This is a genomic window from Pectinatus cerevisiiphilus (assembly GCF_004341685.1).
GTDB lineage: Bacteria > Bacillota > Negativicutes > Selenomonadales > Selenomonadaceae > Pectinatus > Pectinatus cerevisiiphilus.
The window spans coordinates 168,756-194,322 of record NZ_SMAA01000002.1 but is presented as its reverse complement, the minus strand read 5'-3'; the positions used below and the strand labels follow the sequence as shown (position 1 = coordinate 194,322).

Annotated in this window: 23 protein-coding genes, 1 tRNA gene and 1 other annotated feature; of the genes, 7 read left to right on the top strand and 17 right to left on the bottom strand. The window is 38.2% G+C overall.

The features are described from left to right. Positions 1-28: 28 nt before the first annotated feature. Positions 29-1,378, bottom strand: a complete 1,350-nt coding sequence (gene purB, locus EDC37_RS02025; protein WP_132547397.1) for an adenylosuccinate lyase — start codon at positions 1,376-1,378, stop codon at positions 29-31. A 341-nt stretch (positions 1,379-1,719) separates the two neighbouring features. On the opposite strand from purB, the gene EDC37_RS02020 reads away from it, so the two are divergent. Beyond that, positions 1,720-2,607 carry a LysR family transcriptional regulator gene (locus EDC37_RS02020; protein ID WP_132547395.1) on the top strand — a complete coding sequence of 296 codons (888 nt, stop codon included), beginning with the start codon at positions 1,720-1,722 and terminating at the stop codon, positions 2,605-2,607. Beyond that, positions 2,604-3,485: a hypothetical protein gene (locus tag EDC37_RS02015; RefSeq protein WP_132547393.1), complete on the top strand. Its 882-nt coding sequence runs from the start codon at positions 2,604-2,606 to the stop codon at positions 3,483-3,485. The genes EDC37_RS02020 and EDC37_RS02015 overlap by 4 nt, the downstream gene beginning before the upstream one ends. 530 nt (positions 3,486-4,015) lie before the next feature. Here EDC37_RS02015 and EDC37_RS02010 read toward each other — a convergent pair. The 5 genes from EDC37_RS02010 to EDC37_RS01990 form a co-directional block, all read right to left on the bottom strand. Then, positions 4,016-5,842 carry a phosphoethanolamine transferase gene (locus EDC37_RS02010; protein WP_132547391.1) on the bottom strand — a complete coding sequence of 609 codons (1,827 nt, stop codon included), beginning with the start codon at positions 5,840-5,842 and terminating at the stop codon, positions 4,016-4,018. A 202-nt stretch (positions 5,843-6,044) separates the two neighbouring features. Continuing rightward, a complete protein-coding gene (locus EDC37_RS02005; protein WP_132547389.1) occupies positions 6,045-7,160 on the bottom strand; it encodes a Nif3-like dinuclear metal center hexameric protein in 1,116 nt (371 codons plus the stop codon). Beyond that, complete coding sequence (locus tag EDC37_RS02000; protein ID WP_231040150.1) at positions 7,087-7,836, bottom strand: tRNA (adenine(22)-N(1))-methyltransferase; 750 nt, start codon at positions 7,834-7,836, stop codon at positions 7,087-7,089. Before EDC37_RS02000 ends, EDC37_RS02005 begins: the two co-directional genes overlap by 74 nt. Positions 7,837-7,959: 123 nt before the next feature. Next, on the bottom strand, positions 7,960-9,069 hold the full coding sequence (locus EDC37_RS01995) for a 5-methyltetrahydropteroyltriglutamate--homocysteine S-methyltransferase (RefSeq protein ID WP_132547385.1): 1,110 nt from the start codon (positions 9,067-9,069) through the stop codon (positions 7,960-7,962). Positions 9,070-9,214: 145 nt separating this feature from the next. Beyond that, positions 9,215-10,129: a LysR family transcriptional regulator gene (locus tag EDC37_RS01990; RefSeq protein WP_132547383.1), complete on the bottom strand. Its 915-nt coding sequence runs from the start codon at positions 10,127-10,129 to the stop codon at positions 9,215-9,217. Positions 10,130-10,635: 506 nt separating this feature from the next. Between EDC37_RS01990 and EDC37_RS01985 the strand changes: the two genes are divergently transcribed. Further along, entirely contained in the window at positions 10,636-11,706 is a 1,071-nt protein-coding gene (locus EDC37_RS01985) for an asparaginase (RefSeq protein ID WP_132547381.1), read from the top strand. A gap of 174 nt (positions 11,707-11,880) precedes the next feature. Then, positions 11,881-12,129, top strand: a binding site (T-box leader). Positions 12,130-12,168: 39 nt separating this feature from the next. Beyond that, on the top strand, positions 12,169-13,491 hold the full coding sequence (locus EDC37_RS01980) for an MFS transporter (RefSeq protein ID WP_132547379.1): 1,323 nt from the start codon (positions 12,169-12,171) through the stop codon (positions 13,489-13,491). Positions 13,492-13,693: 202 nt separating this feature from the next. On the opposite strand, the gene EDC37_RS01975 is transcribed toward EDC37_RS01980, so the two are convergent. Beyond that, positions 13,694-15,766 (bottom strand): BglG family transcription antiterminator, encoded by a 2,073-nt coding sequence (locus EDC37_RS01975; protein WP_132547377.1) that lies wholly within the window; start codon positions 15,764-15,766, stop codon positions 13,694-13,696. A gap of 129 nt (positions 15,767-15,895) precedes the next feature. Here EDC37_RS01975 and EDC37_RS01970 point away from each other — a divergent pair, with 129 nt between their 5' ends. The 3 genes from EDC37_RS01970 to EDC37_RS01960 are packed head-to-tail and all read left to right on the top strand — an operon-like array spanning position 15,896 to position 18,070. Then, the gene (locus tag EDC37_RS01970) at positions 15,896-16,333 is read left to right on the top strand and encodes a PTS sugar transporter subunit IIA (protein WP_132547375.1); all 438 of its coding nucleotides are present in this window, start codon (positions 15,896-15,898) and stop codon (positions 16,331-16,333) included. A 30-nt stretch (positions 16,334-16,363) separates the two neighbouring features. Continuing rightward, the gene (locus EDC37_RS01965) at positions 16,364-16,660 is read left to right on the top strand and encodes a PTS sugar transporter subunit IIB (RefSeq protein ID WP_132547373.1); all 297 of its coding nucleotides are present in this window, start codon (positions 16,364-16,366) and stop codon (positions 16,658-16,660) included. A 54-nt stretch (positions 16,661-16,714) separates the two neighbouring features. Then, the gene (locus EDC37_RS01960; RefSeq protein ID WP_132547371.1) at positions 16,715-18,070 is read left to right on the top strand and encodes a PTS ascorbate transporter subunit IIC; all 1,356 of its coding nucleotides are present in this window, start codon (positions 16,715-16,717) and stop codon (positions 18,068-18,070) included. A gap of 331 nt (positions 18,071-18,401) precedes the next feature. Here the strand turns inward: EDC37_RS01960 and EDC37_RS01955 are convergent. The 10 genes from EDC37_RS01955 to EDC37_RS01915 form a co-directional block, all read right to left on the bottom strand. Next, positions 18,402-18,489, bottom strand: a tRNA-Ser gene (locus tag EDC37_RS01955). Between the two features lie 60 nt (positions 18,490-18,549). Beyond that, positions 18,550-18,747, bottom strand: coding sequence for a DUF951 domain-containing protein (locus EDC37_RS01950; RefSeq protein WP_132547369.1), 198 nt, complete (start codon positions 18,745-18,747; stop codon positions 18,550-18,552). Then, entirely contained in the window at positions 18,719-19,687 is a 969-nt protein-coding gene (locus EDC37_RS01945) for a cation diffusion facilitator family transporter (protein ID WP_132547367.1), read from the bottom strand. Before EDC37_RS01945 ends, EDC37_RS01950 begins: the two co-directional genes overlap by 29 nt. A 235-nt stretch (positions 19,688-19,922) precedes the next feature. Continuing rightward, positions 19,923-20,573, bottom strand: a complete 651-nt coding sequence (locus EDC37_RS01940; protein ID WP_132547365.1) for a CBS domain-containing protein — start codon at positions 20,571-20,573, stop codon at positions 19,923-19,925. 34 nt (positions 20,574-20,607) lie between these two features. Beyond that, positions 20,608-21,312: an ABC transporter ATP-binding protein gene (locus EDC37_RS01935; RefSeq protein WP_132547462.1), complete on the bottom strand. Its 705-nt coding sequence runs from the start codon at positions 21,310-21,312 to the stop codon at positions 20,608-20,610. An 11-nt stretch (positions 21,313-21,323) separates the two neighbouring features. After that, the gene (locus EDC37_RS01930) at positions 21,324-22,091 is read right to left on the bottom strand and encodes an ABC transporter ATP-binding protein (RefSeq protein ID WP_132547363.1); all 768 of its coding nucleotides are present in this window, start codon (positions 22,089-22,091) and stop codon (positions 21,324-21,326) included. Between the two features lie 2 nt (positions 22,092-22,093). Then, positions 22,094-23,035 (bottom strand): branched-chain amino acid ABC transporter permease, encoded by a 942-nt coding sequence (locus tag EDC37_RS01925; protein ID WP_132547361.1) that lies wholly within the window; start codon positions 23,033-23,035, stop codon positions 22,094-22,096. 9 nt (positions 23,036-23,044) lie between these two features. Next, positions 23,045-23,932 (bottom strand): branched-chain amino acid ABC transporter permease, encoded by an 888-nt coding sequence (locus tag EDC37_RS01920; RefSeq protein WP_132547359.1) that lies wholly within the window; start codon positions 23,930-23,932, stop codon positions 23,045-23,047. Positions 23,933-23,988: 56 nt separating this feature from the next. Further along, complete coding sequence (locus EDC37_RS12255; RefSeq protein ID WP_165874435.1) at positions 23,989-24,138, bottom strand: hypothetical protein; 150 nt, start codon at positions 24,136-24,138, stop codon at positions 23,989-23,991. A gap of 158 nt (positions 24,139-24,296) precedes the next feature. Beyond that, positions 24,297-25,478 carry an ABC transporter substrate-binding protein gene (locus EDC37_RS01915; protein ID WP_132547357.1) on the bottom strand — a complete coding sequence of 394 codons (1,182 nt, stop codon included), beginning with the start codon at positions 25,476-25,478 and terminating at the stop codon, positions 24,297-24,299. Positions 25,479-25,567 lie beyond the last annotated feature (89 nt).

The window sequence follows — 25,567 nt, the reverse complement described above, 5'->3', positions numbered from 1 at the left end:
TACTTGCCCGACTGTCATATGATTGTTTTTATTCAACTCCATATTTAGCCAATACACGATCTGCGAACTGCGGCGCATAGCCAATATAATTATGCGGATCAAGCATTCTGTCTATTTCTTCATCAGTAAAATCCTTACGTACTTCTGGTTCATTTTTTAGCGCATCTTTCATCTGAGATTCTTCTTCATAAGCTTTCATACAACAACGATAAACAATAGAATGTGCTGTCATGCGTCCTAATTTTGGTGCTAAATGCATCATAACGCATTCACTCATCATCAAACCTCTTAATTTATAAAGATTCTTTTCCATATGTTTTGGATAAACAATTAAATGCTGCAACACATCTTTTGATTTTTCCAGAGCAGCTCCCAGAAGATGGCATGCCCGCGGAATTGCTTCCCATTCTGTAAGAAAGCAACCCCAATCACGTTCATTTTCACTGACCATGGATTCTACAATTGAAGGCGCAATACTGCGCACGCTGCGGCACACCGCAATAATATCTTCCACTACTTGTGGATTACGTTTATGCGGCATCGTAGAAGAACCAATTTTTCCCATAAAGAACGGTTCTTCCAACTCTAAGATTTCAGTACGTTGCAATGTCAAAATTTCATGGGCAATCTTACCTAATGTCCCCGCGCAAATTGCTAATGTACTAACAAATTCAGCTTGATTATCACGGGCTACATGCCATGCAATAGTTGGGATACCCAATCGCAATATTTCCATCATACGTTTCTGTGTTTCCAATCCTTTTTTAGGTTGAGAAGCAAGCGTACCAACAGCACCAGCCATTTCACCGACAAAAACTCTTTTCTTTATCTCTTCCAAGCGTTGTATGTCCCGACCCAATTCATCAGCCCAGACAGCAACTTTGTACCCCAGTGTAATTGGCAGTGCATGAATTACGTGTGTACGCCCACACATAATCGTATTGCGATACTTTTTTACCAAATTTAATGTATGCTTTTGGCAAATCTTCATATCTTCACAAATAACATCGTATGCATCTCTCATTTGCAATACAAGGCCAGTATCCACTATATCTTGGCTTGTTGCACCCCAATGCACATATTCACCAGCATTTCCTGGTAATATTTTTTTAAACTCTTTTAATAATGGAACCATAGTAATCGATGATTTATAATTTTCACCCACTGCAGCTAAATCTATCAAGTTGGCATTAGCATTAGCATTTATTTCATCTGCCTTTTCCTTAGGAATAACGCCTAACTCTCCTTGTGCCTTAGCTAATGCCGCTTCTGTGTCCAACCATTTTTGTACCAGCGACCTATCGCTAAAAATCTCCCTCATTTTATCTGTGCTAAATAAACAGCCAAATACTTTGCTATCAATAGTCGTAGATGCCATAATTTTTCTCCTCTTTCATTGCATTTTAAAAACTACTTATGTTTAATTCATTTTTCAAATCAATCATAGCAAACAAGCGAGTTAAAGAAAAATCATTCATCATTATTAAAATATAATATTATATTATAAATTTTAGTAATTTGTATAAAAAGCTATCGAAAATGCCTTTTTCTATAAATTGCAATTATTCATTTTAGCTGTGGATATAAATAGAACAGTAACTATAATTTTTTATTATGAAATAATTCAATTATATTATTGTTTTTCCGTGAATATATTTTCCACCTATGTATTTGATATGTTAGAATAAAATAAATATGTTTTCGAAAGGATAGAGACTTATGGAACTGCGGCAACTAGAATACTTTCTTATGGTCAGTAAATTAAAAAGCTTTACGCGAGCTGCTGAGCGACTCTATATCTCTCAGCCTGCAGTTACCAATACTATTCACAGCTTAGAGGATGAATTAGGAATACAATTATTTGATCGCAGCCAAAAACAAATTATATTAACAACAGAAGGAAAAATCTTTTATCGGCATGTCGAAAATGTCATGAAAGGTGTATCTAAAACTCTACTGGAAATCAATAATTTAAAAAATTTAAACGGTGGGCTGCTGACTATTGGTATAACAAACCTAGGGAGCCTTAATCCCGATACCGAGATATTGCAAAAATTCAGTAAGTTATATCCAAATATCACTATAACTTTAGTAGAAAAAGACAGCTTTACCTTACAGCAAGATTTATCTGAAGAAAAAATTGACACTGCATTTTTCTTCACTTCAGATAATCCGGCTTTTACACATATGTTCTTAGGTAATAATGAATTAACATTATGTTGCAGCTTTAACCACAAATTTCGTTATAAGAACTCCATTGATTGGTTATCTCTCAGCGAAGAAAAAATTATTTTATCAAGAAACAGTGGATTCTTCGGACATTGCTTAAAAGAGCATATTGATAAAATAGATCCACCACCGCAATTTATTTTTGAACCTATGCAGGTGCAGACTATAAAAAGTTTAGTGGCTAGTGGTGCAGGTATATCTATTCTTCCTCGAGAGTTATGTGAAACTGATACGAATTTAGTGACTATTTCTTTTTCACCGCAGTTTTTTCTGCCCCATTATATGGCTTACAAAAATTCGCGTACTAAATCACATGCTACAGAGGCTTTTATCACTTTTGTTAAAAATTTTGTTACCAAAGGAGTTGATACTTTATGATGCCAGTAATTGCAGCTGTTGGTAGCAACCATCTTATTGCAAATGAAATATGTCTTCTAACTGAAAATATACTAAATGGGAAAATACCCATTTCCTGTTTCCGCACTGATGAAATACAGAACATAGCTCCAGCTGATTTTTATATTTGCGCCCCGACCCAATATGATAAACTACGTCATGTATTACCGTCTCAGCGCTTATTTATTTTTGAATTAATTCCAACCAGTACTTTTTTTTTAGAAATCGCACGCATTCCTAAGAAATCAACTGTATATGTTTTTAACAATCTATTACCATATACCAAAACCCTTATTTCGTATTGCATTGCACTGGGGATTGATAACTTATGTTTCAAAGCTATCGCCTATGAAAATATGTCTTTATCAGAAATAACCAGTTGCTTAAAAAAAGCAAAATACATCATTGGTGTTGATCGCTTTGTCGGCCCAGAAGTGCTGCTCTCTCCCTTCTACAAAAAGTATCTGCAAAAAGACGTTAAAATTATAGCTGCCAAGCGCACTGCTTCAGTACGTTCATCTTGTATCTTTCTTCATGCTTTAGCAACTTTTTATTACACACATGCTCAAAAAGAATATCATTGCTTATTGCAGTTTTCACCACCAACAGATGCTTCTGTACTTGCTTTAAAAAAACTTGCTATAAAAATTGATGAAACAATAAATAACATTCGCACCGCCTCTGTCCAAATTATAGCTAACCAGATAGACTTATCGGCAAAAGAAACTTGTGCAGAAATATCCTTTTATGATTTAAATGACAATAAACAAAATGATTTTTCCTGCTTATCACACATCGTAAATCGTCTTTTATTGACATTTGCCATTCTCAATAAAAAACTGGAATATATAAGTAAATAAACCATATTACTGTAAGAAAATTTTCTAATATAACAACTTATCCGTAAAACAAAAAACACCAGGTTTTCACCTGGTGTCAGACCAAAGATAAAAGCACCTGCATTTATCGACAGCAGGTGCTTTTATTATACTTATCCGCAAAAATTAATTTTCCCATTAAAATATCACATATGAAAAAACTACTGGTGGTAGTTTTTCGAGAATTTCACCTTTGGACATATTAGGAATTTCACTTGCTTTAATTTTTCCCGCAAAAATATTCCCAGCATTACTCGACTCTTTATGGATGATTTTGCTTAGGCTGTTTCCCTGCCGCGAGGTCGGAGTTATGGTTATTACTTCATCTATAGCACAAAGGATATTGGTCTTTTGGAACTAAATCATCCAATGCTACAAATTGTTTTTGTGCTCGTCTATTTCATAAAAAAAATCCCCCCAATATGATTTTAACATATTGGGGAGGAATTCGAGTTTATTGTCCACACTCTGAACACCATGTTTTCATCTGATGTTAGATTTTATTACACACATTATTGTTTTGGAAGATAAGGATCCTCTGTAAGTTCCTTCTGTCCCAGCATCGTCGTTAGATTTTGCAGATTAAACCGATACTGCGGCGAAGAAAAATCTTGGCCCGCATCATAATGGTTGGAAGGGGCATTTAAGATACCGCAGATAGTATCATATATCAAATCATTAGTGAAAAATTGGTTTTGGTTATGCTGCAATGTATTGGTCTGCACAGGATAAGTTTGCTGATATTCTTTAGAAAGGTAAACGAACATAGGTATACGAACCATATCAAATTTAAATACATCAGGGTTATGCGATATATTTACATCTTCACCATGGTCGGAATAATACACCATAGCCTGTAAATGCAGATTTTTCTTAGCATAATCATATATCTGCGACAAAATATAATCAGTATAAAGAATACTATTGGCATATGCCGGTTCCGTAGAAGTACTATCGTCATTCTTCCATTTTTCAAAGTCAGCCGGATATCTATTATTGTAATAAATATGGCTGCCCATAAGATGCAAAACGACAAAATTATTCTTAGTAGGATCTATTTCCGGTAGAAAGTCCAACAACGCACCATCTACCTGATCGGTAAATACATACGAATCGTCTGTCCATTTTGCGTGATTAGCTGTCTTCGCTATCAAGGTTATCGCGCTGTCATACTGCCCATACCGTCCCTGATTACTGAACCAATAGGTATCATAACCGGCTTTCTTCGCCACATCAATGACAGACAATGAATTGTAGAACTGTTTATCATTATACTGGCTCTGTTCCGTCAATGCCCTCTGCAAAACTGGAACCGTTTGCACCCATGAAGAATAAACGTTATTGAATACAACAAAATCAGGATCTTGTCTACGCTGCTCCAACCATGGGGTATCATCATAAGCAAAGGAAGGCGTATAAGTCTTCATATAGTTACGGGAGGCTGACTCGCCAATTACCATAATGACTGTTCCCGGTGCCTTCTGCGCCAAAGTAGTTGCGCTTGACAGTTTCATATCATCAAACCGTTCTGTATAATTAAGGCTGTATTTTTGTGTCTGGTGAACGTAAGTAGATACTTCTTCCCAGTTGTTTATAATTGACGTTTGCGGAAAAAGGAAAAAGAAAGAATAAGCAGCTGTAAAAATCGTAAATAAATACAGTATAATTTTCTTTTTACGTCCAAACACAGACGTTTTTATTTTCAAAGCTAACCGATAATTTATCTTGTACATAGCATACAAAACAAGGCAGATGCCTACCAAAACGAGCACTATTTTAAGACCACCAACATTGGATTGAAGGAAATCCACACTTTCACGCGGATTTGTTAAATAAAGCGCCATCATAGTGGCTGGTGTCAGGCAATGCTGATATATAAGATAATAACCTACTTCCAGCAAAGGTATAAAAAGACATAATATATCAAATACTGCAAATAAAGCGGCTATAATCTTAGCGGATATACGTGTTTGCAAAAACACGGTCTGCAAAGCCGCGAGCAGAATAAAAAGACCTGTACCAAAAAGAAAATCCACACGTATCAGTGATATATACCATGTTGAATTGTATGTCCATGAATATAACAAAGGAAAAGTAATGCACCATGCCAGCCCGGGAATGGCATGAGCCAAAAATTTGCCGGAAAACAAACTAGTATGTGTCAAATACTGAATCAGATAAAGAGAAATTATTGTTGGCAGCAAATACGCAAAGTAATTTACAGGTCCCATATCCTGTCCTATGTTTATGTAAAATATAACCAGACAGATATAAAAAACCAAAGATGCCAAGAGAAAAACAAAGCTTTCTGTTCGATCTGTTTTCGTCAATAAGCGCATAAATCAAATTCATCCTTCTAAAATAATATTTTATTAAACTCCACTAACTACTATACTATAAAAAGCTTAAACATGCATAAATTTTTTAAACAAAATTTAACATTTCCATGCATATTTGCAGGCAATATAGCACTATATCGCACTAGCAAAACATAAATAAAGCCGCAACCCTTAAGGTTACGGTTTTGTTTATTAATGCGCATTATAGCATAACAAAAGGGTCTTTTGCCACCTTATCATAAGAGATCTCTATATTCCATTTATTTTTCTTTGCGTACGTGTCCAATTTACCAGCCAGTGCTTTGGCAACAAGGTATTCTGTACCAAAATGTCCGGCATCTATAAGGTTTATATTAAGTTCTTGGGCTTTCTGCGCTTCATGATATTTAACATCACCAGTAATATACACATCAGCGCCCCGCATTTTAGCTGTGCTGAGAAATTCTGCACCGGCTCCACTACATAAGGCTACCTTTTTTATTTCTCTGTCATTAGTTCTCACGAGCCGAATATGGTCTATCTGAAGGGTATCTTTTACCATAGCGGCAAATTCTTCAAATGGAACTACCTTTTCCAGTTCACCGATACGGCCTAAGCCGGCAGTCTCACCCGTCATTTTCAGCGGATATATCTCATAAGCGGCTTCCTCATAAGGATGCGCCTTTACCATTGCCCGAACAACCCTGTCTTTTATTTTGGCAGGTAAAATTGTTTCCAGCTTCACTTCATCAACTGATGCAATCTTTCCTATTTCGCCTATATAGGGATTTGTTCCGGCAAGCGGGAGGAAATGTCCCATTCCCTGCATTTCAAAAGCGCAGTATGAATAATTGCCTATATAACCTGCCCCTGCTTTACCAATTGCCAAACGAACTGCTTTCGCATGGCTCTTAGGTACAAATACCGCCAGCTTGACCAACTCTTCCGCAAAGTTAACATTGAGCATCTGGACATTATGCAAATGCCAGAGCTCGCACAGCATATCGTTAATACCGCCCTTTGCGCTATCCAGATTGGTATGTGCGGCAAAAACAGCTATATTATTTTTTAATAATTTCTGTATCAATTTTCCCATTGGTAAATCAGTACGTATCTTTTTTAAAGCATGAAATATAAAAGGATGGTGGGAAATTATCATATCATATTTCTTTTCGATAGCCTCATTAACCACGGCTTCATTGACATCAAGACAAGTGATAATTTTATTTATTTTTTGGGCAGGATCACCAATAAGCAGTCCCGGATTATCCCACTCCTCCGCCAGAATGCGAGGCGCGATCCGTTCCATTGCCTCCATTACAACCTGACATTTTATCATCGTTTATCATCTCCAACTTTTTTATGAACGCAACTAAGCTTTGATACTGTTCACCGCTTTTTTCCGTACGGGAGCGGCCAAGCCCCGCCAGTATCTTTTTACTACAGTGCAACAATCCGGTAATATGGTTCAAAAAAAGCGGCGGCCTTTTCACTAAGAGCACAGGTCCCACTTTAAGTGCCAGTTCGTCAGGCATATTCTGCACCCCTGGGACAGCATAGATCAACTGATAAATATGGTGCTGTTCCTTAGCCAAAGCTTCATCTTTTATATGCCAACCAATATCGTAAATATAGCGTCGCACCTTTTCGCTGGCAAGCTGCGGTTGCAAAATAAGTCCGTTTAAAGAAGCTGTTACCTGCGGTGAATTTTGTAACAGGGAATTTATAAGCTGTCCGCCCATTCCTGCAAAAACAGCCACATCAGCTTCACCTGGCTGTAAGACCGTCAGCCCATTGCCCAGTCTTACATCAATTTTACTTTCCATGCCATAACGTTTGACAGTCCTTTGTGCTATCCGATATGGACCTTCATGCACATCAACGGCAATGGCCTTTTTGATTCTACCTGTCTTGAGCAAATAAACAGGCAGATTGGCATGATCCGTACCGATATCAGCAATAACGGTATTCGCGGGCACAAAATCAGCAGCAGCCCGCAGACGAGGAGTTAACATGAACTTCATCCTTACATAATATTATTAATATATTATAGCATATCTTAAAGTTACAATTCCGTTCCAAAATAAAAAACCTCCCCGGCTGCCTTCATACACAGTCAGGGAGATTTTGGCAAGACCTTATGCCTGCCAAACATCCTCAGCAATTTTTTTAATCAAGTTTATTTTTTCCCATTGTTCACGTTCAGTCAAAACATTGCCTTCTTCTGTTGAGGCAAAGCCGCACTGCGGACTCAGGCATAGCTGATTCAACGAAACAAATGCCGCTGCTTCCCTGATACGTGCTTCAATATTGTCCGGATTTTCCAAGTCAGGAGTTTTGGACGTAACAAGCCCTAAAACAACTTTCTGCCCTTTTATAAAACGCAATGGTTTAAAATCACCAGCCCGTTCACTGTCATATTCCAAGAAAAATCCATCTACATTACATTTGCCAAACAACGTTTCAGCTATAGGTTCATATCCACCGGAAGAAAACCATGTCGAGCGGAAATTACCACGGCAAATATGCATAGTAATTGTCATATCAGCCGGTTTATCCGCAATAATTTCATTTATAGCCGCTACATAAGCTTCCGCTACAGCATCAAGGTCAAAGCCCCTTTTAGCGTAAGCGTCACGCTTTTTCACCGAACAGAACTCACCCCATGAAGTGTCATCAAACTGAAGATAACGGCAGCCCAAATCATAAAATATTTTAACTGCCTTTTTATAAGCTGCAATTATATCTTTATATAAATCGGTTTCATTTTCATAAATACTGATAGGTGTATATTCTTCAGCACGCATGCAGACAATAAGATGCAACATTGACGGAGACGGAATAGTAAGCTTAGCAATATGGTTTTCGCCTGCCTGTGCTTGTAAAAACTTAAAATGTTCAACAAAAGGATGGTTTACCGGGAAATCAATTTTTCCGGTAATTTTTATTGTTTCCGCTTTTGGCTGATGGTCTTTAAAAGCTACAGACCACGCCTTCGCTCCAACCTTTGTCACACCATCAAGTTCCGCCAAAAAATCCAAATGCCAAAAAGCTCTGCGAAATTCGCCGTCAGTTACAGCCTTTAAACCAATCTGTTTTTCTTTATCAACTAAATCACTTATACATTCATCTTCGATTATTCGCAGCTGCTTCAAACTAATTTTATCTTCATTGAATTGAATACGTGCTTTTTTCAAAGCCTGCGGACGCAAAAAGCTGCCCACTATATCATAGCGAAATGGCGCCATAAATATACCCCCTAAATTTTTGATTAATAAAGTCCCGCCTGAAAACACTGCGTGCAAGCATCCTGCCGCCAAAGACTTCATACGTATATTATATCTCAGTATCACGATATATACTAAGGTTTTATTTTTCTAATTAGTTATAGGATTAAGCTATAACACTAGCCGCAATATAATGCTTTAACTTATCAATATAATTTTGTGCAAGCGGAGTTAAATGGGCATGCTTGTTATAAATATAACCGACACGAATTATTTCCTCACTTTCAAGCGGTACAGAAATAATATTGCTGCCATTGAGATCTTCACTAAGTACACCGGTAGAAATGGTATAGCCGTTTAAACCTATGGCAAGATTAAAAAGCGTTGCGCGGTCACTTACACGAATACTCTTTTTATGCGGTACGGTACTATGGATTTCCTCCGAAAAATAAAACGAATTATATGTGCCTTGCTCAAATGAAAGACACGGATAAGGTTCGAGATCAGCAAATGTAACTTTTTTCTTGTCGGCAAGCGGATGGCGCGAGCTCATAAAAACATATGGCTTTGTAGAAAACAGTTCAATAAAGTTTAAATCATTTTCATGGAGTATTTTGCTTATGACCTGTTCATTAAAAGAACACAGATAAATAACGCCAATTTCACTACGCATATCTTTTACATCGTCAATTATTTCATGCGTTTTTGTTTCACGCAAAGTAAATTCGTATTCATCTTCCGCATATTCATGAATGAGGTTTACAAAAGCATTTACAGAAAAAGCATAGTGCTGCGTGGAAATAGAAAATAACCGTCTTGAAGGTTTCTTATGCAGATAGCGTCTTTCCAATAGTTCTGTTTGCTCAAGTATTTGCCTAGCATAGCTGAGGAAATCCTGACCGTCTGAAGATAAAGAAACACCACGGTTTGTGCGAATAAATATATCTATTCCCAGTTCCTGCTCCAATGCCTTCACCGAATTGGAAAGACTCGGCTGTGATACAAAAAGCTTTTGTGCCGCTGTGTTTATGGAACCTGAATTGACTATTTCCACAATATATTTCAATTGTTGTAAAGTCATTCTCCTACCCCTTTTATAAAAAGTTCTCCTGCCTAAGCGATAAAAACTATTACAAAACTTCAGCTAATAGGCCGAAAATTAATTATATAGTACTTCGTCTTTAAGATATTTGTCAAACTAAAACGGTATCTAGTAATGTCTCTAGGAAAAAACATTAACAATATCTACATATCTACATTTATCCCTAATGAAATATTTCACCCTAGTGAAAAATTATTGATAACCTACGGATACCTTTTAATTTTTTCTATAATTTGTAATATATATTCTCCAAACTTGCACATTACTTTCTCAAAGTCTTTGACAAACATTGATTATATGTTGTATATATTATATAATATTTGGTATTTATTGCATATGTTTATAATTTAAAGAAAAAATAAATTTAATAAAACATATCAATACAAATGGTGCAAAATAAAAGGGATTTTATCGCTTAGATTAATTTTTATCAAGGATTAATAGACACGAGCATTTCTAAATTTGAATTTGGAGGAATATATGTAATGAAAAAGAAATTTTCAATTTTTATCATGGTCGTCATTATAGGTATACTAAGTATATCCACTGTGTCTGCCGAAACATCCAGTAAACCAAATATTGTAATATTAGCAACTGGTGGTACCATAGCAGGAAAAGCATCCTCTGATACAGCTACCACAGGTTATAAAGCAGGTGCTATTGATATTGATACGCTGATAAATGCCGTACCCGAAATGAAAGATTATGCCAATATTTCAGGCGAACAAATCTGCAATATAAGCAGTAATAATATTACAGATTCCATATGGATAAAATTAGCCGACAGAATAAATAGTCTCTTAGCTCAAGATAATGTTGATGGTATTGTCGTTACACATGGAACTGACACACTTGAAGAAACTGCATATTTTTTAAACCTCACCGTAAAAAGCAAAAAACCCGTTGTTATTGTTGGTGCAATGCGCCCAGCAACCGCAATTAGTGCTGATGGACCTATGAATCTTTTGAATGCAGTACGCATAGCTGCCAGTAAACAAGCTATCAACAAAGGGGTACTCGTAACCTTAAATGACGAAATCGATGCAGCACGTGATGTCACAAAAACGAACACCCTAATGACCAGTACGTTTAAAGCTCCCGAGTTAGGTGCTTTGGGTTATATGGAGGGTGGTACTCCTGTTTTTTATAGAGAAACTACTCGTCGCAATACTATAAATAGTGATTTTTCTCTAAATGGAGCACTTTCATTACCATATGTAGCAATCATCTATGGACATGCCAATGGTGATAGCGCTTTAATTTCAGCTGCTGTAAACGCTGGAGCCAAGGGAATTATTTATGCAGGCACAGGAGATGGCAGCATCCATGAAACAGATGAAGCAGAATTATCAAAGGCAGCAGCCCAAGGAATAGTAGTTGTACGAAGTTCCAGAGTAGGTAATGGAGCAGTTATCAAAGCACAACAATCATATACAGACGAACATTTTCTTAATGGTGGAACATTAAATCCTCAAAAAGCACGTATCTTATTGCAATTAGCTTTGTTGAAAACACACAATTTATCCGACATACAAAAAATGTTCGATCAGTATTAACTTCATGCATCACTATACGATTATTAAAATATAAAAATTATTGTCCATATCTATTATTAAATATAGCTAAAATCTGATATTTTATAATAAATATCATAAAAAAACTTGACAGATAAAAAATATGCGTGTATATTATTTTACATCAAGTTTTTGTAAACTTGTAATTGCATAAATCAAAATTCCGTGATAGGAAAAAGTATTCTTTGCCCAAGGTTCACAGAGAATTGTCATCCGGCTGAAAGACGATAACCAAAGCAGAGAAGAAAATCATCCTTGAGGAGTGAGGCTGAACGATTCTGTAAGCCGAAACGTCTGATCCACGTTACAGGAAACGCGTATTATAATGTACGTTTGAGTGCCCGGTTTATTAATAATGCCGGGAATTTAGGTGGCACCACGGAAAACAAAACCTCCGTCCTTTTTTGGACGGGGGTTATTTTTATTTTTAGGAGGAATTATATTATGGATACTATCAATTTCGCTCACTTAAAACGACAAAGGGATTTACGCATCATCCTGCCGGTATTTCTTGTTTCTATCGTTGCCTGCATTGATCGTGTAAACATTGCCTATGCAGCCCTTACAATGACACAGGATCTCAATTGGATTACACCAGAAATCTTTGGTGCCGGTGCTGGTATTTTCTTTATGGGTTATTTAATATTTGAAATTCCTGGTTCACTTGTTGCCGCAAGATTTTCTGCAGCCAAATGGATTGCCCGCATTATGTTTTCGTGGGGAATTGTCTGCATTCTCATGGCATTTATGCATACACAATTTGAATTTTACCTTTACCGTTTTCTTTTAGGTGCCTCGGAAGCGAGCTTGTATCCTGTTATTTATTCCGTCCTTTTCCCCCGTTGGTTCACCGCAAATGAACGTGCCCGTGCTACTTCCCTTATGCTTACTTCCTTACTTCTTTCTACAATAGTCGGCGCACCGTTGGCTGGTTTCCTGCTCAACACTTCCGTCTTCGGTATGCATGGCTGGCAGGAACTGTTTATATTAGAAGCCATCCCAGCTATTCTTTTCGCCATCTTTTTCCTCTTTTGCGTAAAAGACCATCCAGAAAAAGTATCATGGCTCACAGATGCAGAAAAGAAATACCTTGTCCATGCTTATAACGAAGAACAAACACGTCTGCAAAGCATAAAAAAATATACCGTTTGGCAAGCATTTACTGATCGTAAAGTTTTAAAACTCTGCTTTATCTATTTCATGTGGGTAATTGGTTTTTGGGGTTTCAATTTCTGGATGCCGACCGTCCTTAAAGGCTTGTCTGGTTGGTCAACACAGCTTTTAGGCGGTGCTATCGCGATACCGATGATAGCTGCACTGGTTGTCCAGCTGATAATCAGCCGCACTTCGAGTAAAACAGGCGATAAAGTATGGCATGTTTCCGGTGCTTTACTCGTCGGCGCTATCGGCCTTGGTTTCAGCCCGTTTGCCACAAATATGTACACAGCACTTTTCCTTGTTTGCCTATCAGCTATCGGTATCTATGCATCCATGGGTGTATGGTGGACAATACCAACGACCTTCCTTACGGGTCCTGCTGCCGCGGCTTCCGTAGCGCTCATCAATTCCTGCGGCAACCTTGGTGGCTGGGTTGGTCCATATATGATGGGCTGGATAAAGACTTCTACCGGTTCATTTAACTTTGGTTACTTCCTCATGTCCGCCTTCATGCTCATTGCCAGCATTACTGTACTGACCTTGAAATACAGTTTGAATGGCAAAAAACAATCCGTTCCGGCAAAAAGCAATGCCGTAACGAATAATTAAAGAATATAAAGTTTTCCACAGTAATATTTTAATAGCACCAACTTAATCTATAAATACCCAGAAAATCGTTGAAGCAGCGGGACACCTCTATCCTGCTGCTTCTTTTTGCAGCCCCGCTTATACCGGCACAAGGTTTTACTTCTGCCCCAAATAATTTATGGCAAAAATGCATATCCTTATCACGTACATTTTTACTATTATTTTAAAATGCTTCTAATAAAAAGTCCTCTAATTCATGCTGTGTTTTCATTTGATATAATTTATTACACCAATCATCCTCGTTGATGTGTTGTAAAAGCATTGCCAAAAAATCCAAATGGCTTGTCTGGTTAATTGGCGCCAAGCATATTATACATTTCACATTTTTACCATTCCCCAGAGGAACACTCCCTCTGCATAAAGCTACTGCCACAGAAAGACTTAGGACACCATCTTCTGGTTTTGCATGAGCCAGCAGTACACCTTTTCCCAGAAACATATAATTTCCATTTGTCTCATTTAGCCTAATAATTTGTTCCACATATTGTTTACGAACAAAATGATGCTCCAATAATGGTTGAAAAGCAACGCGAATTGCTTCTTTCCAATCTATAATTTGCTCAGGAACAAATGTGACATATTTTAACAGCGAATCCATTTCACTGTTAAACAAGGTATGCATTTTCCAATGGGTTTGCCGTTTCGTCTGAAAATATTCTTGCAAGCATTTACTCAATCCATTCGCATCTTCAATTTTTGCATAATTACCGATCAAATCCATAATCTGTTGAATATTTTCTTGTTTATATTCGACTACAGTAAATCCTAGTGCCAACAATTTCTTATCCAGCAAATTCCATTCGTATTTTGTTGGTAAAGCAGAAATCTGCACGACTGGTATATCTTTTTGCGGACGCTCCTCCAAAGCGATAGTAGTAATTATCAAACCAATATTATGAAAAGACAGGTGCAGATACTCTGCCATACAAAAAGGCCCAGTAAAAAGTAACTGCGGATATTTTTCTCGCAACTGCATCAGCATAAATTGGGATGTGCCAATCCCGCTGGAGCAAACCACTAAAATCTGCATATTATCATCCATCTGGTCTACGCGGATGTCACTGCCAAAGTATGTTGTAAGCAACGCAATTTCATCATCAGATACAGGCTTACCCAAATAATCTATCAATGGCTGGGCTGCCGCCCGAGAAATAATAAATAAGTTTCGGTAGGAGGTCTTTATTCGTACCAATAAAGGATTATGGTATTTAAGACCGGTAGTAATGCGATGATAAACAGATACCAGATGAACCGTCAGGGAATCTATAATCATATGATGATGTATTCCCGGCATTAGCCCCGAAATCAAGAAGAATTGGTTCGTCATATTTTCTGCAATTTTATGCATTTTTTTATAGAACTGCGTTTTATCATTTATTTTTGAAAAAGCATAAATTTGTAATATCTTAGATAGATATTTACGTTCTATAAGTGAATATATCCCTCTTTTCCGTAAAAATTTTTCTTCCCATAACATATCCAGCCGATCAGAATGGCTTATCTTCTTATCTATTTTTTCTAAGATTTTTCCTCTCGCCAAACGATTAGAGTACCATGTCAAAAAATATTTTAAAATACGCCGGGCATCATCAGTAAAATAATTGCCCGATTCTTGTTCATACTTGTGTAGTTCCCTTGAAATATCTTTTTCACAAGAAAACTGGTTCTTCTTTTTTAAAAGTATTAGTATTGTCTCTAAATTTTCCAAAAGCCATTTTCGTTGTATTAATTCCGAACCCACGATGATTCGCCCTTTTAAAGTTACCTTTATTTCTAAATCATTTTCCTGATTATAAAGATCTAAAGAGCGCAGCCGGTTCAATACTGTATTGCGTGATGCTTGAAAGATTTCCATAAGCTCATTGATTGACGTTTGTTCCTGTGTAATTATTATGTATTCAAAAAGGATCAGGCTTTCTTCCTGCGTCATAGTCTTGATATCCAGCGACCACTGCTTAGGTAAATATAACGCAACCTTCTGTTTTGTATTTGTATCAAATGGTTGCAAACCCAGCTTAGCTTTCGGCAAAAGGAAATAACCGACTCCCTTAATATTTTCCACCGGTAAAATCTGTTTTTCAGATAGTTCTTGATTAACATGCTCCAATATATACATAACGCTTCGCCGCGACAAATGCAGCTTATCCATCAAATTTTCTATGGGGATTGCTGTATCTGCCTGATAAAGTGTATAGAGTAATTCATTACCATGTTTATATTGAGAAAAATTTATCATTTTTTATCTTCCCTTCAGTCAATGGGGTTCATTATTTGCATATTTATATTGTCATTATTGCACTTGTTTAAATCTATGTAAAGCACTATTATATGTTATATAAAATAAGAAAAAGGGGATACGATCCTTATGGTGTTACTTACTAAAGAATATATCCAGCAAACAAAAGGAAAAGACATGTCTTGGCAAGATGCCATTACTTTATCAGCCAAACCACTACTTGCTAAAAAAATCATATCTAATGATTATGTCAATAATGTCATCACAGTTTGTCGGGAAAAGGGACCCTATATGAATATCGGATCGCAGATTGTCCTGGCACATGCCAGACCACTCCCCAGCACTAAACAAGCATGCCTTGCGTTATTGCAAACAACAGAAGAAATTTTTCTTATTAATGACAAGCATCCCGCCCGACTGTGGTTTTTTTTGGCGACACCAGATGCTACCAGCCATGTTGACATCTTGCAACAATTAACAGCCATATTAATAGATGACAGCAAGCTGCAACAGCTATTGGCCGCTAAAAGTGTTGATGCCCTTGCCAATGTTTTTTCTGGTAAATAATATTACCATTTATAAAAAGGAGAATTTATCATGAAATTTTTATGTATTTGTCAGTCCGGATTAGGCAGTAGTTTTATGGTTCAGATGAATATTCAGAGCATTTTAAAAGCTATGAATGTAAAGGAAGAAATAACTGTAGATCATTCCGATGTTGGGAGTACAACACCAGATCTTGCCGACTACTTCTTTATTGAAAAAACTCTAGGTGAAACCGTAGCCAATCTTCCTAAAGACCGAGTAATATTACTCAACAGCCTCATTGACAAAAATGAAATCCAAGCCGCAATAACCAAAATTCTTGACAAGGAAAATATTGCACATAGTTGATAGTGAGTAAAAGAAATTCTACTACAATTATTTTCATTATTAAGGAGTGATAATATGAATGGGATTCTAAACTTATTCATCAGCATTGTCCAAGCGCCCGCCTTACTCGTCGGCCTGCTGGCAATTCTAGGGTTACTGCTACAAAAGAAAAAAGGAACAGTAGTTATCCAAGGGGGCATAAAAACCTTTGCCGGGTTCTTAATTTTAACTGGAGGTGCCGGTATTCTCTCTAGTTCCCTGGACCCTTTTGCTAAAATGTTCCAATTTGCCTTGAATGTCCAAGGGGTTGTCCCCAGTAACGAAGCCGTGGTGGCAATTGCCCTTGTGGAATATGGTTCATTAACAGCTTTAATCATGTTTGTGGGAATGATAGTAAATGTCCTGCTGTCAAGATTTACACGTTTTAAATATATATTCCTGACAGGACAAGCTATGCTGTATGTTTCTTGCCTCACTGCCGTCATACTGGTATCGACTGGTATGGGGACTGGTATTAAGACAATACTGCTCGGCGGTATATTTGAAGGTACCCTTTTAACCATTACACCGGCTTTATGCCAACCGTATATGCGTGTCATCACCGGCGGAGATGCAGTAGCTATGGGGCATACGGGAAATATCGGCTATGCATTATCTGGTTGGTTCGGTGAACATTTTGGCAACAAAGCGCATAGTACGGAAGATATAAATATCCCTAAAAGCCTTTCCTTCCTGCGTGATTCTACTGTATCTATTACGATTGTCATGGCCATTGTCTATTTAATCTTAGCAATTTTAACCGGCCAAACCTTCGTAGAAACAAACCTGAGCCATGGCTCCAATTATCTGGTATTTGCCATCATACAGGCAGGTACTTTCGCCGCTGGCTTTGCTGTAGTTCTCCAAGGTGTTCGCATGATCTTAGCTGAAATTATTCCTGCCTTTCAGGGAATTGCTATGAAGCTCGTCCCCAATTCAAAACCAGCACTTGATGTGCCTATAATCTTTCCTTATGCACCTAATGCGGTTTTGCTTGGTTTCTTAGTCAGCTTTTTTGTCGGTGCACTCTCAATGTTTGCCATGGTAGCAATGCACACAGTTGTCATTATCCCTGGTGTCGTCGGCCACTTTTTCTGTGGCGCCGCAGCAGCCATTTATGGTAATGCCAAAGGCGGACGGCGTGGTGCTATCATTGGTACAATTATTAACAGTCTCCTAATCAGCTGGTTGCCATTATTTATATTACCAGTCCTAGGCAATATGAGTCTGGCAAGTTCCACCTTTGCTGATACAGATTATCTAATTCCTGGGATTATCCTTGGTAATCTGGGTGACTTAGGACAGACTGCCTTAACCATTAGTATTCTCGCATTCTTGGTATTAGTTATACTGAGCAGCCGTTTAATAAAAAAACCGTCTACTGAACAGTGATATTTTAATTGTACAGTAGGACATTTACCTCATTAACAAAAACAAAAAAATCATTGGTATGCCTCCTCTATATTTAGGAAAAATACCAACAATAATAATTGCACCCGGAGCTGTTATACACCATAAAACATGTAAACAGCTCCATTTTTTTGGTTCGGTGTCAGGAACTTTAAGAGATTCCGTAATAGATTGTGTTTATTGCTAATAGTACAAAAGCAGCAGGATAATTTTCCTACTGCTCTTGTACTATCTTGAATTTTTCATAACCCCAACCATTGACAATGAACCACAAAAAGGCCTTGCGAATTTTCGCAAAGCCTTGAATTTACACTGGCAGAGAGGGTGGGATTCGAACCCACGGTACCTTACGGTACAATTGATTTCGAGTCAATCACCTTCGACCACTCGGACACCTCTCCATCGTCAAAAAGCAATAGCATTATAACACATATTGAGTTACTTTTCAACTGACCTTGAAATCATTCTTCGGCTGGTGTCACAATAGCTTTCGCCATTTTTTCAAACTTAGGACGCGGCATCATGACATAATGTCCGCAGCCACAGCACTTTATGCCAAAGTCCATACCGACACGCAGGATCTCCCATGTATCGCTGCCACATGGATGCTTTTTTTTCATTCTGACAATATCACCTTTTTTGTAATCTATTTTGTTCATTCTTCCCATCCTCATTATTTTCAGCATTATTGTTAAAGTTTATTTTGCATGTAGTTTTTGATACTCTTTCAACCGGTTCAGGATGTATTACTACATCCACAGTAGCTCCCAGTGTCTTTTTTATTTCCAATTCAATAGCATCACAGACTTTATGCACCGCACCCAAACTCATGCCACAATCGAAGTTAATATGGGCATCTATCATTTTATAGGCTCCGGCTGAACGTGTACGCAGATTATGATACCCCAAAACTTCATCATGTTTCATAAATATATTTGCTATTCTTTTTTCATATTCGGCGGACAAGCTCGCATCTGTCAAATCCTTAGTGCTTTTCACTATCATTTTATAGCCAGCGCGAAAAATTATCACTGCCACTGCTATCGCCACTATAGGGTCAAGCCAATACCAGCCCAAAATGTGTATGCCGCAAAGGCCGATCAATACACCCACAGAAGTCCAAACATCAGACCGCAGATGCAGTCCGTCAGCTTCAAGTGCCTGGGAATCAGTTTTTCTGGCAACATAAATCAATCTGCGCGAAACCAATAAATTGATAACTATGGCGATAAACATGATAGCAATGCCGTATTCAAGATCCTGTATCTGCGGATTGGCACGAAACTTATCGCAGGTTTCATACACAATCATTATAGCTGCAATAACTATCAAGACAGCTTCTATAGCTGAAGATAAATTTTCATATTTTCCATAACCGTAGTCATATTTTTGGTCAGGCGGTATCATTGCTTTGCGAACTGCCCAAAATGCAATCAAAGCCGCTATCAGGTCAACACCCGAATGCATGGCTTCTGATATCAAGCTCATCGCCCCTACATATAACCCAACACAAAGTTTTAATATAACCAGTACCGTATTTGATATTACCGACAAATATGCTGTACGACGTTTTAATACATCATATCCAACAGTATTCATGTTATTACCCTCTTATCCAAAAGAAAAGCCGATTGCACAAAAGTACCAGCCAATCAGCTTTTTCCCATTTGCCACCAGATGGCAAAAACTTATTTTTGCTGTGTCTCTTAATTTAATCAATGCTTTTCATAACAATTTGTATTTCCCTTACATAAAAAATTAATCTGCGGAAAACCGCAGATTAATTCACAGGCTTATAATAACATACACTACCCAAAAAGTAAAGTTATACCAATCACAACGTACCAATCTTGGTTATATGCGAAACTTTATAACCCAAATGCTCAAGGTCGACTTTTATTTTTTCTATTCCTGGGAAATTACCGCGAATAATCGCTTCCGAATCACCGTTAGGCGTATTAAAAGAAACGAAACTGTCAATATTGAGGTCATGTTTGGCAAATACGTCTGCTATTTCTTTAGTAGCACCAATCTTATCCTTAAAATCCAGAGTAACACGCATTTTGCCGCTGGCCAGTCCCATAACTTTAACAAACACACGAAAGATATCTGTTTCCGTTATGATACCGACGAGTACACCTACACTGCTCACGACAGGCATACCACCAATTTTATTGTTGCACATTAATAAAGCAGCTTCTTCCACCGTCGCTTCATCGGAAACGGAAACTATCGGTGCAGACATTACATCAGTAACAGGCATTTTTGCCAACAGCGAATTTATTTCATATTTAGATAAGGTAGTCGCTGGTGAAGGGGCTATTCGCGAGATGTCGCGATCGCTTATAATCCCTATTACCTTTCCGTCTTTCATTACGGGCAAACGACGAAAATGATTCATTTTCATAAGGCCTGTGGCTTCATCCACAGATGTATCCGCTGAAACGGTAACTGGATTTTTAGTCATATAATTTGCTACAAACACGTTATCAAACTCCTTTCATTAACAGCTTAAGACCTCAACCGCCAAGATATGCCTTGCGCACATCTTCACTGTTGGACAGCTCTTTGGCACTGCCGCTGAGCGTAATTTTTCCGGTTTCTAAAACATAGGCACGATTGGCTATTGATAATGCCATATTAGCATTTTGTTCTACAAGAAGGATTGTAGTTCCTGCTTTATTGATATCCTTTATGATCTCAAAAATTTCTTTTATCAATAAAGGTGCCAGCCCCATAGATGGTTCATCCAGCAAAAGCAGCCGCGGACTGCTCATAAGGGCACGCCCCATTGCCAGCATTTGCTGTTCACCACCGGACAGAGTACCGGCTTCCTGTTTTTTACGTTCGGCAAGACGCGGAAAATGTTTAAAAACTCGTTTCAAATCCTCTTTTATGCCATTTTTATCCGTCCTGACATAAGCACCAAGTTCAAGATTTTCCATAACTGTCATATTCGCAAAGATACGGCGCCCTTCCGGAACTTGTGATATACCAAATTCAACTATTTTATGTGCCGGCTGGCCGCTTATAATCTTATCTTCAAACGTGATAGTCCCTGTCTTCGGTTTCAGCAATCCAGAAATCGTACGCAGCGTAGTAGATTTACCTGCCCCGTTGGCACCAATGAGTGTAACTATTTCTCCTTGGTCAACCTCAAGATTTATTCCCTTTATTGCATGGATAGCTCCATAAAAAACATTTACATCATCCATTTTTAACATTATTGCCATTATTAAGCCTCCTCACCAAGATAAGCACGGATAACTTCCGGATCTTTCTTTATCTCATCAGGTACTCCTTGGGCTATAATGGAGCCGTATTCCAATACATATATGCGTTCGCAGATGCCCATGACCAGACTCATATCATGTTCTATGAGCAAAATAGAAAGGGCAAATTCTTTTTTAATCCAGCGGATCATTTCCATGAGTTCCTTGGTTTCCTGTGGATTCATACCGGCGGCCGGTTCATCCAAAAGCAAAAGTTTAGGTCTTGTAGCCAGGGCACGGGCGATTTCCAACCGTCTTTGCGCACCATATGGCAGGTTCTTTGCAATCTCATTAACTTTATCATCAAGCTTAAATATTTTCAGCAATTCCTTGCCTGTTTCTTCAACTTGCCGTTCTTGCTGCATGTAACGGCCGACACGAAATGCTGCTTCCAACAAATTGTAATTCAAATGGGTATGATAAGCTATTTTAACGTTATCGAGAACACTCAGTTCAGAAAATAAACGTATGTTTTGAAATGTACGCGCAATACCTCTTTGTGTTATCTGCGAAGGTTTCATGCCCAGCAAGCTTTTCCCGTCTAAAGAAATAGTGCCCGTTGTCGGTTGATAAACACCGGTGAACAAGTTAAACGCCGTCGTCTTACCTGCGCCGTTAGGGCCTATAAGTCCCACTAATTCACCTTTATTTATTGTCATATTAAAATTGCTGACAGCTTTTAAACCACCAAACAATTTCGATACGTTTTTTGCTTCTAATAATACGCTCATGCTTATTTACCCCCCTTAAAATGTCTAAAAATGGGTAAACTGGTAAGTTCTATATTACCAAACAAACCTTGCGGACGGTAAAACATGAGACCAATAAGCAACAATGCATAGATGCTCATGCGCAGTTCCGGCCAATTAGAGAGCAATGCTGATATCGTCGTAAGGATAAAGGCACCGGCTATAGAACCAGTAATGGAACCCATCCCGCCCATAACAATCATTATCAAATAATTGAATGATGCCAAAAAAGTAAACGACGAAGGGTGTATGATATAGAACGTATGTGCGAAAAGACAGCCTGCCACGCCGGCAAAGCCCGCACCTATCGTAAAAGCAAGAACCTTATACTTTGTCGTATTCACGCCCATAGCTTCCGCAGCAATTTCATTTTCACGAATTGCTACACAAGCACGGCCATACGACGAGTTTACATAATTTTTTATAAAAAATACTACAAAAAGCATTACAAAGAATGCCCATGCAAAATTTGTAGTTTTCGGTATGCCCATAAAACCGGCTGCCCCGCCTACATAGTTGACGTTCATTATAACAATGCGGATTATTTCACCCAAGCCCAATGTCGCGATAGCAAGGTAATCGCCCCTGAGCCGCATTGTCGGCAGACCGATAAGGCAGCCTATAATAGCGGCAACAGCAAAAGCTACAATCAAGCCGATAATAAACGGCATATGGAAATTTACCGACAAAACAGCACCCGTATATGCGCCTATCGCCATAAAACCTGCATGTCCCAACGAAAATTGCCCAGTGTAACCATTTATGAGATTAAGGCTCACTGACATAATTATATTTATGCATATTACAATTATATTTAACTGCCAAAAAGGATCCAGAAATTCGGAAGAAATCAACCCCTGTATTATCGCAAAAACAATTAGGCTGATAACAATTGCTTTTAGATCTCTTTTACGCAATGAATTCATTTATCACACCTACACTTTCTCGTTCGTATTTTTGCCCAAAAGACCTGTTGGTTTAAATAATAAAACCAATATCAATATGGCAAAAGCTGCTGCGTCACGAAAAGTAGAAGAAATAAAACCGCTGACCAACGCTTCTATAATCCCCAAAATAATACCACCGGCTGCTGCTCCCGGCAAAATACCTATACCGCCAAGCACCGCTGCTACGAAAGCTTTTAGCCCTGGCATTATCCCCATAAGCGGATCAATTGAATTATAGTAAATCCCAACCAGCACACCGGCTGCGGCCGCCAATGCCGAACCTATGCCAAAGGTAACAGAAATTATGCGGTTGGAGTTAATCCCCATCAGTTGCGCTGTTTCATTATCAAAAGAAACGGCACGCATTGCTTTACCAACCTTTGTATACTGCACTATATAAGTCAAGATAGCCATGAGTATTATAGTAATAGCAAAAATCATAATTTGTTGGTTATTGATTACAAACGGCCCTATATGATATGCCGCATCATCTAAAATACTGGGAAAAGTTCTCGGCTGTGGTGTAACAAAATACATCATTGTATATTCGAGGAAAAAAGAAACACCTATCGCTGTTATCAGGACAGATATGCGTGGTGCCGACCGCAAAGGTCTGTACGCAAACCGTTCTATAAGCATACCCAATATCCCTGTCAGCAGCATTGATACCAACAAAGCTGGCAGCACCGGCCAATTCATCACAGTGATACAAAAAAAGCCAATATACGCGCCAACCATATAAATATCGCCATGCGCAAAATTTATTAATTTAATAATACCATATACCATGGTATAGCCTAAAGCAATCAGCGCATATATACTTCCCAACGATATTCCGTTGATCAGCTGCTGTAAAAACTGATCCATAATTCCCATCAGAAAGCCCCCATTACATTTTATTTTTCAATAATTTAGCCGTGTACAAAATATTATTAGCCGAAAACCTCAGCACAATAAAACGCTTTGCCTTTCACGCCGATAAAATATTTTGCCTGCACTGCCCACGTGTCATCCCGCAGGCAAAAATAAAAACCTTCAGCCGACCAGCCAAAGGTTCCAATACCAGTCCGTGCATCAACCATAAACAGCTCACCGTTGAGCACATATTAACTTCAGCAGACAAAATACCAAATATATTGATATTATAAATTATCAATCGTATTATTGTCAATATCAGTTATTTATCCTTTAAAATAAGTCAATTCCGGTTATTTTGACCGGAATTGACTACTTCTGGCAATCAGCTTTCTGGAGCTATCTTTTCTCTCATAACCTTACTGCCGTCTTTCATTTCAATTATGACAGCCGATTTTATAGGATTATGGTTCTTATCCATGCTGATGGTGCCTGTTCCGACCTGAATATCTTTCAGATTTTCCAAAGCATCACGTATCTTCTGCGGATCGCTGCTATTTGCCTGTTTAATGGCTTCAATCAACATCTTGCCCGCATCATATCCCAGTGCTGCAAAGACATTAGGTGATTTACCATCATTTGCGGTCTGGAACAATTTGATAAAGTTTTGTACATCTTTATCCTGATCTGAATAATGTGTGCTATAGAAAGTATTATTCAATGAATCCGCACCAGCGATATCTACGACTTTATTATCATCCCAACCATCAGTACCAAGCAGTGGAGCAGTTATGCCCAATTCACGTGCCTGTTTAACAATCTTACCGACTTCTTCATAATAAGCAGGGATGAAAATTACATCCGGATTAGCTGCTTTTATCTTTGTGAGTGTAGTCTTAAAATCCTGGTCTTTTTGTACGAACGCTTCTTCATCAACGACCTGTCCGCCTGCCGCTTCAAACTTTTCCTTGAATACCTTGCCCAGGCTCTTTGAATAGTCTGTGCTGGAATCCACATAAATAGCTGCGGTCTTTACCTTCAGTGTTTTAGTAGCAAAGGTAGCCATTACGTCACCCTGCTGGGGATCAATAAAACAACTGCGGAAAATGAAAGGATTCACTTTGCCACTATCATCAACCGTTACTTTAGGACTAGTTGCTGCCGGAGCGATAAGAGGAACTTTACTGTCAGTAACAATTGGCGATGAAGCCAATACATCACCAGTAGTAGCCGGTCCGACAATCGCAGAAACTTTATCCGTAACCAGCTTAGTCGTCGCATTGGCTGCTTCTGATGCTTCTGATTTACAATCTACTTCTTCTAATTCAACGGTCTTTCCGTTGATGCCGCCTGCATCATTTACTTCCTTGACGGCAAGCCTTAAACCATCTAATGCAGCCGAACCATAATTTGCTGCATTCCCTGTGAGTTCAAAATTTGCACCGATTTTAATGGTGTTTGCATCAGACGCACTTTTTTGTCCGCCACAGCCGGAAATGACTGCTGTCATCATTGCTGCACCAAGGAGTGCGCTGATAACTCTCAAACGCTTTCCCTTTAATTTCATAAAAGCTCCTCCTAGTAGTAATTACTTCTATTATTACGATAGATATATTATAGTTTGCAAGTATACACTAGTCAAGATAAAACTTTAAG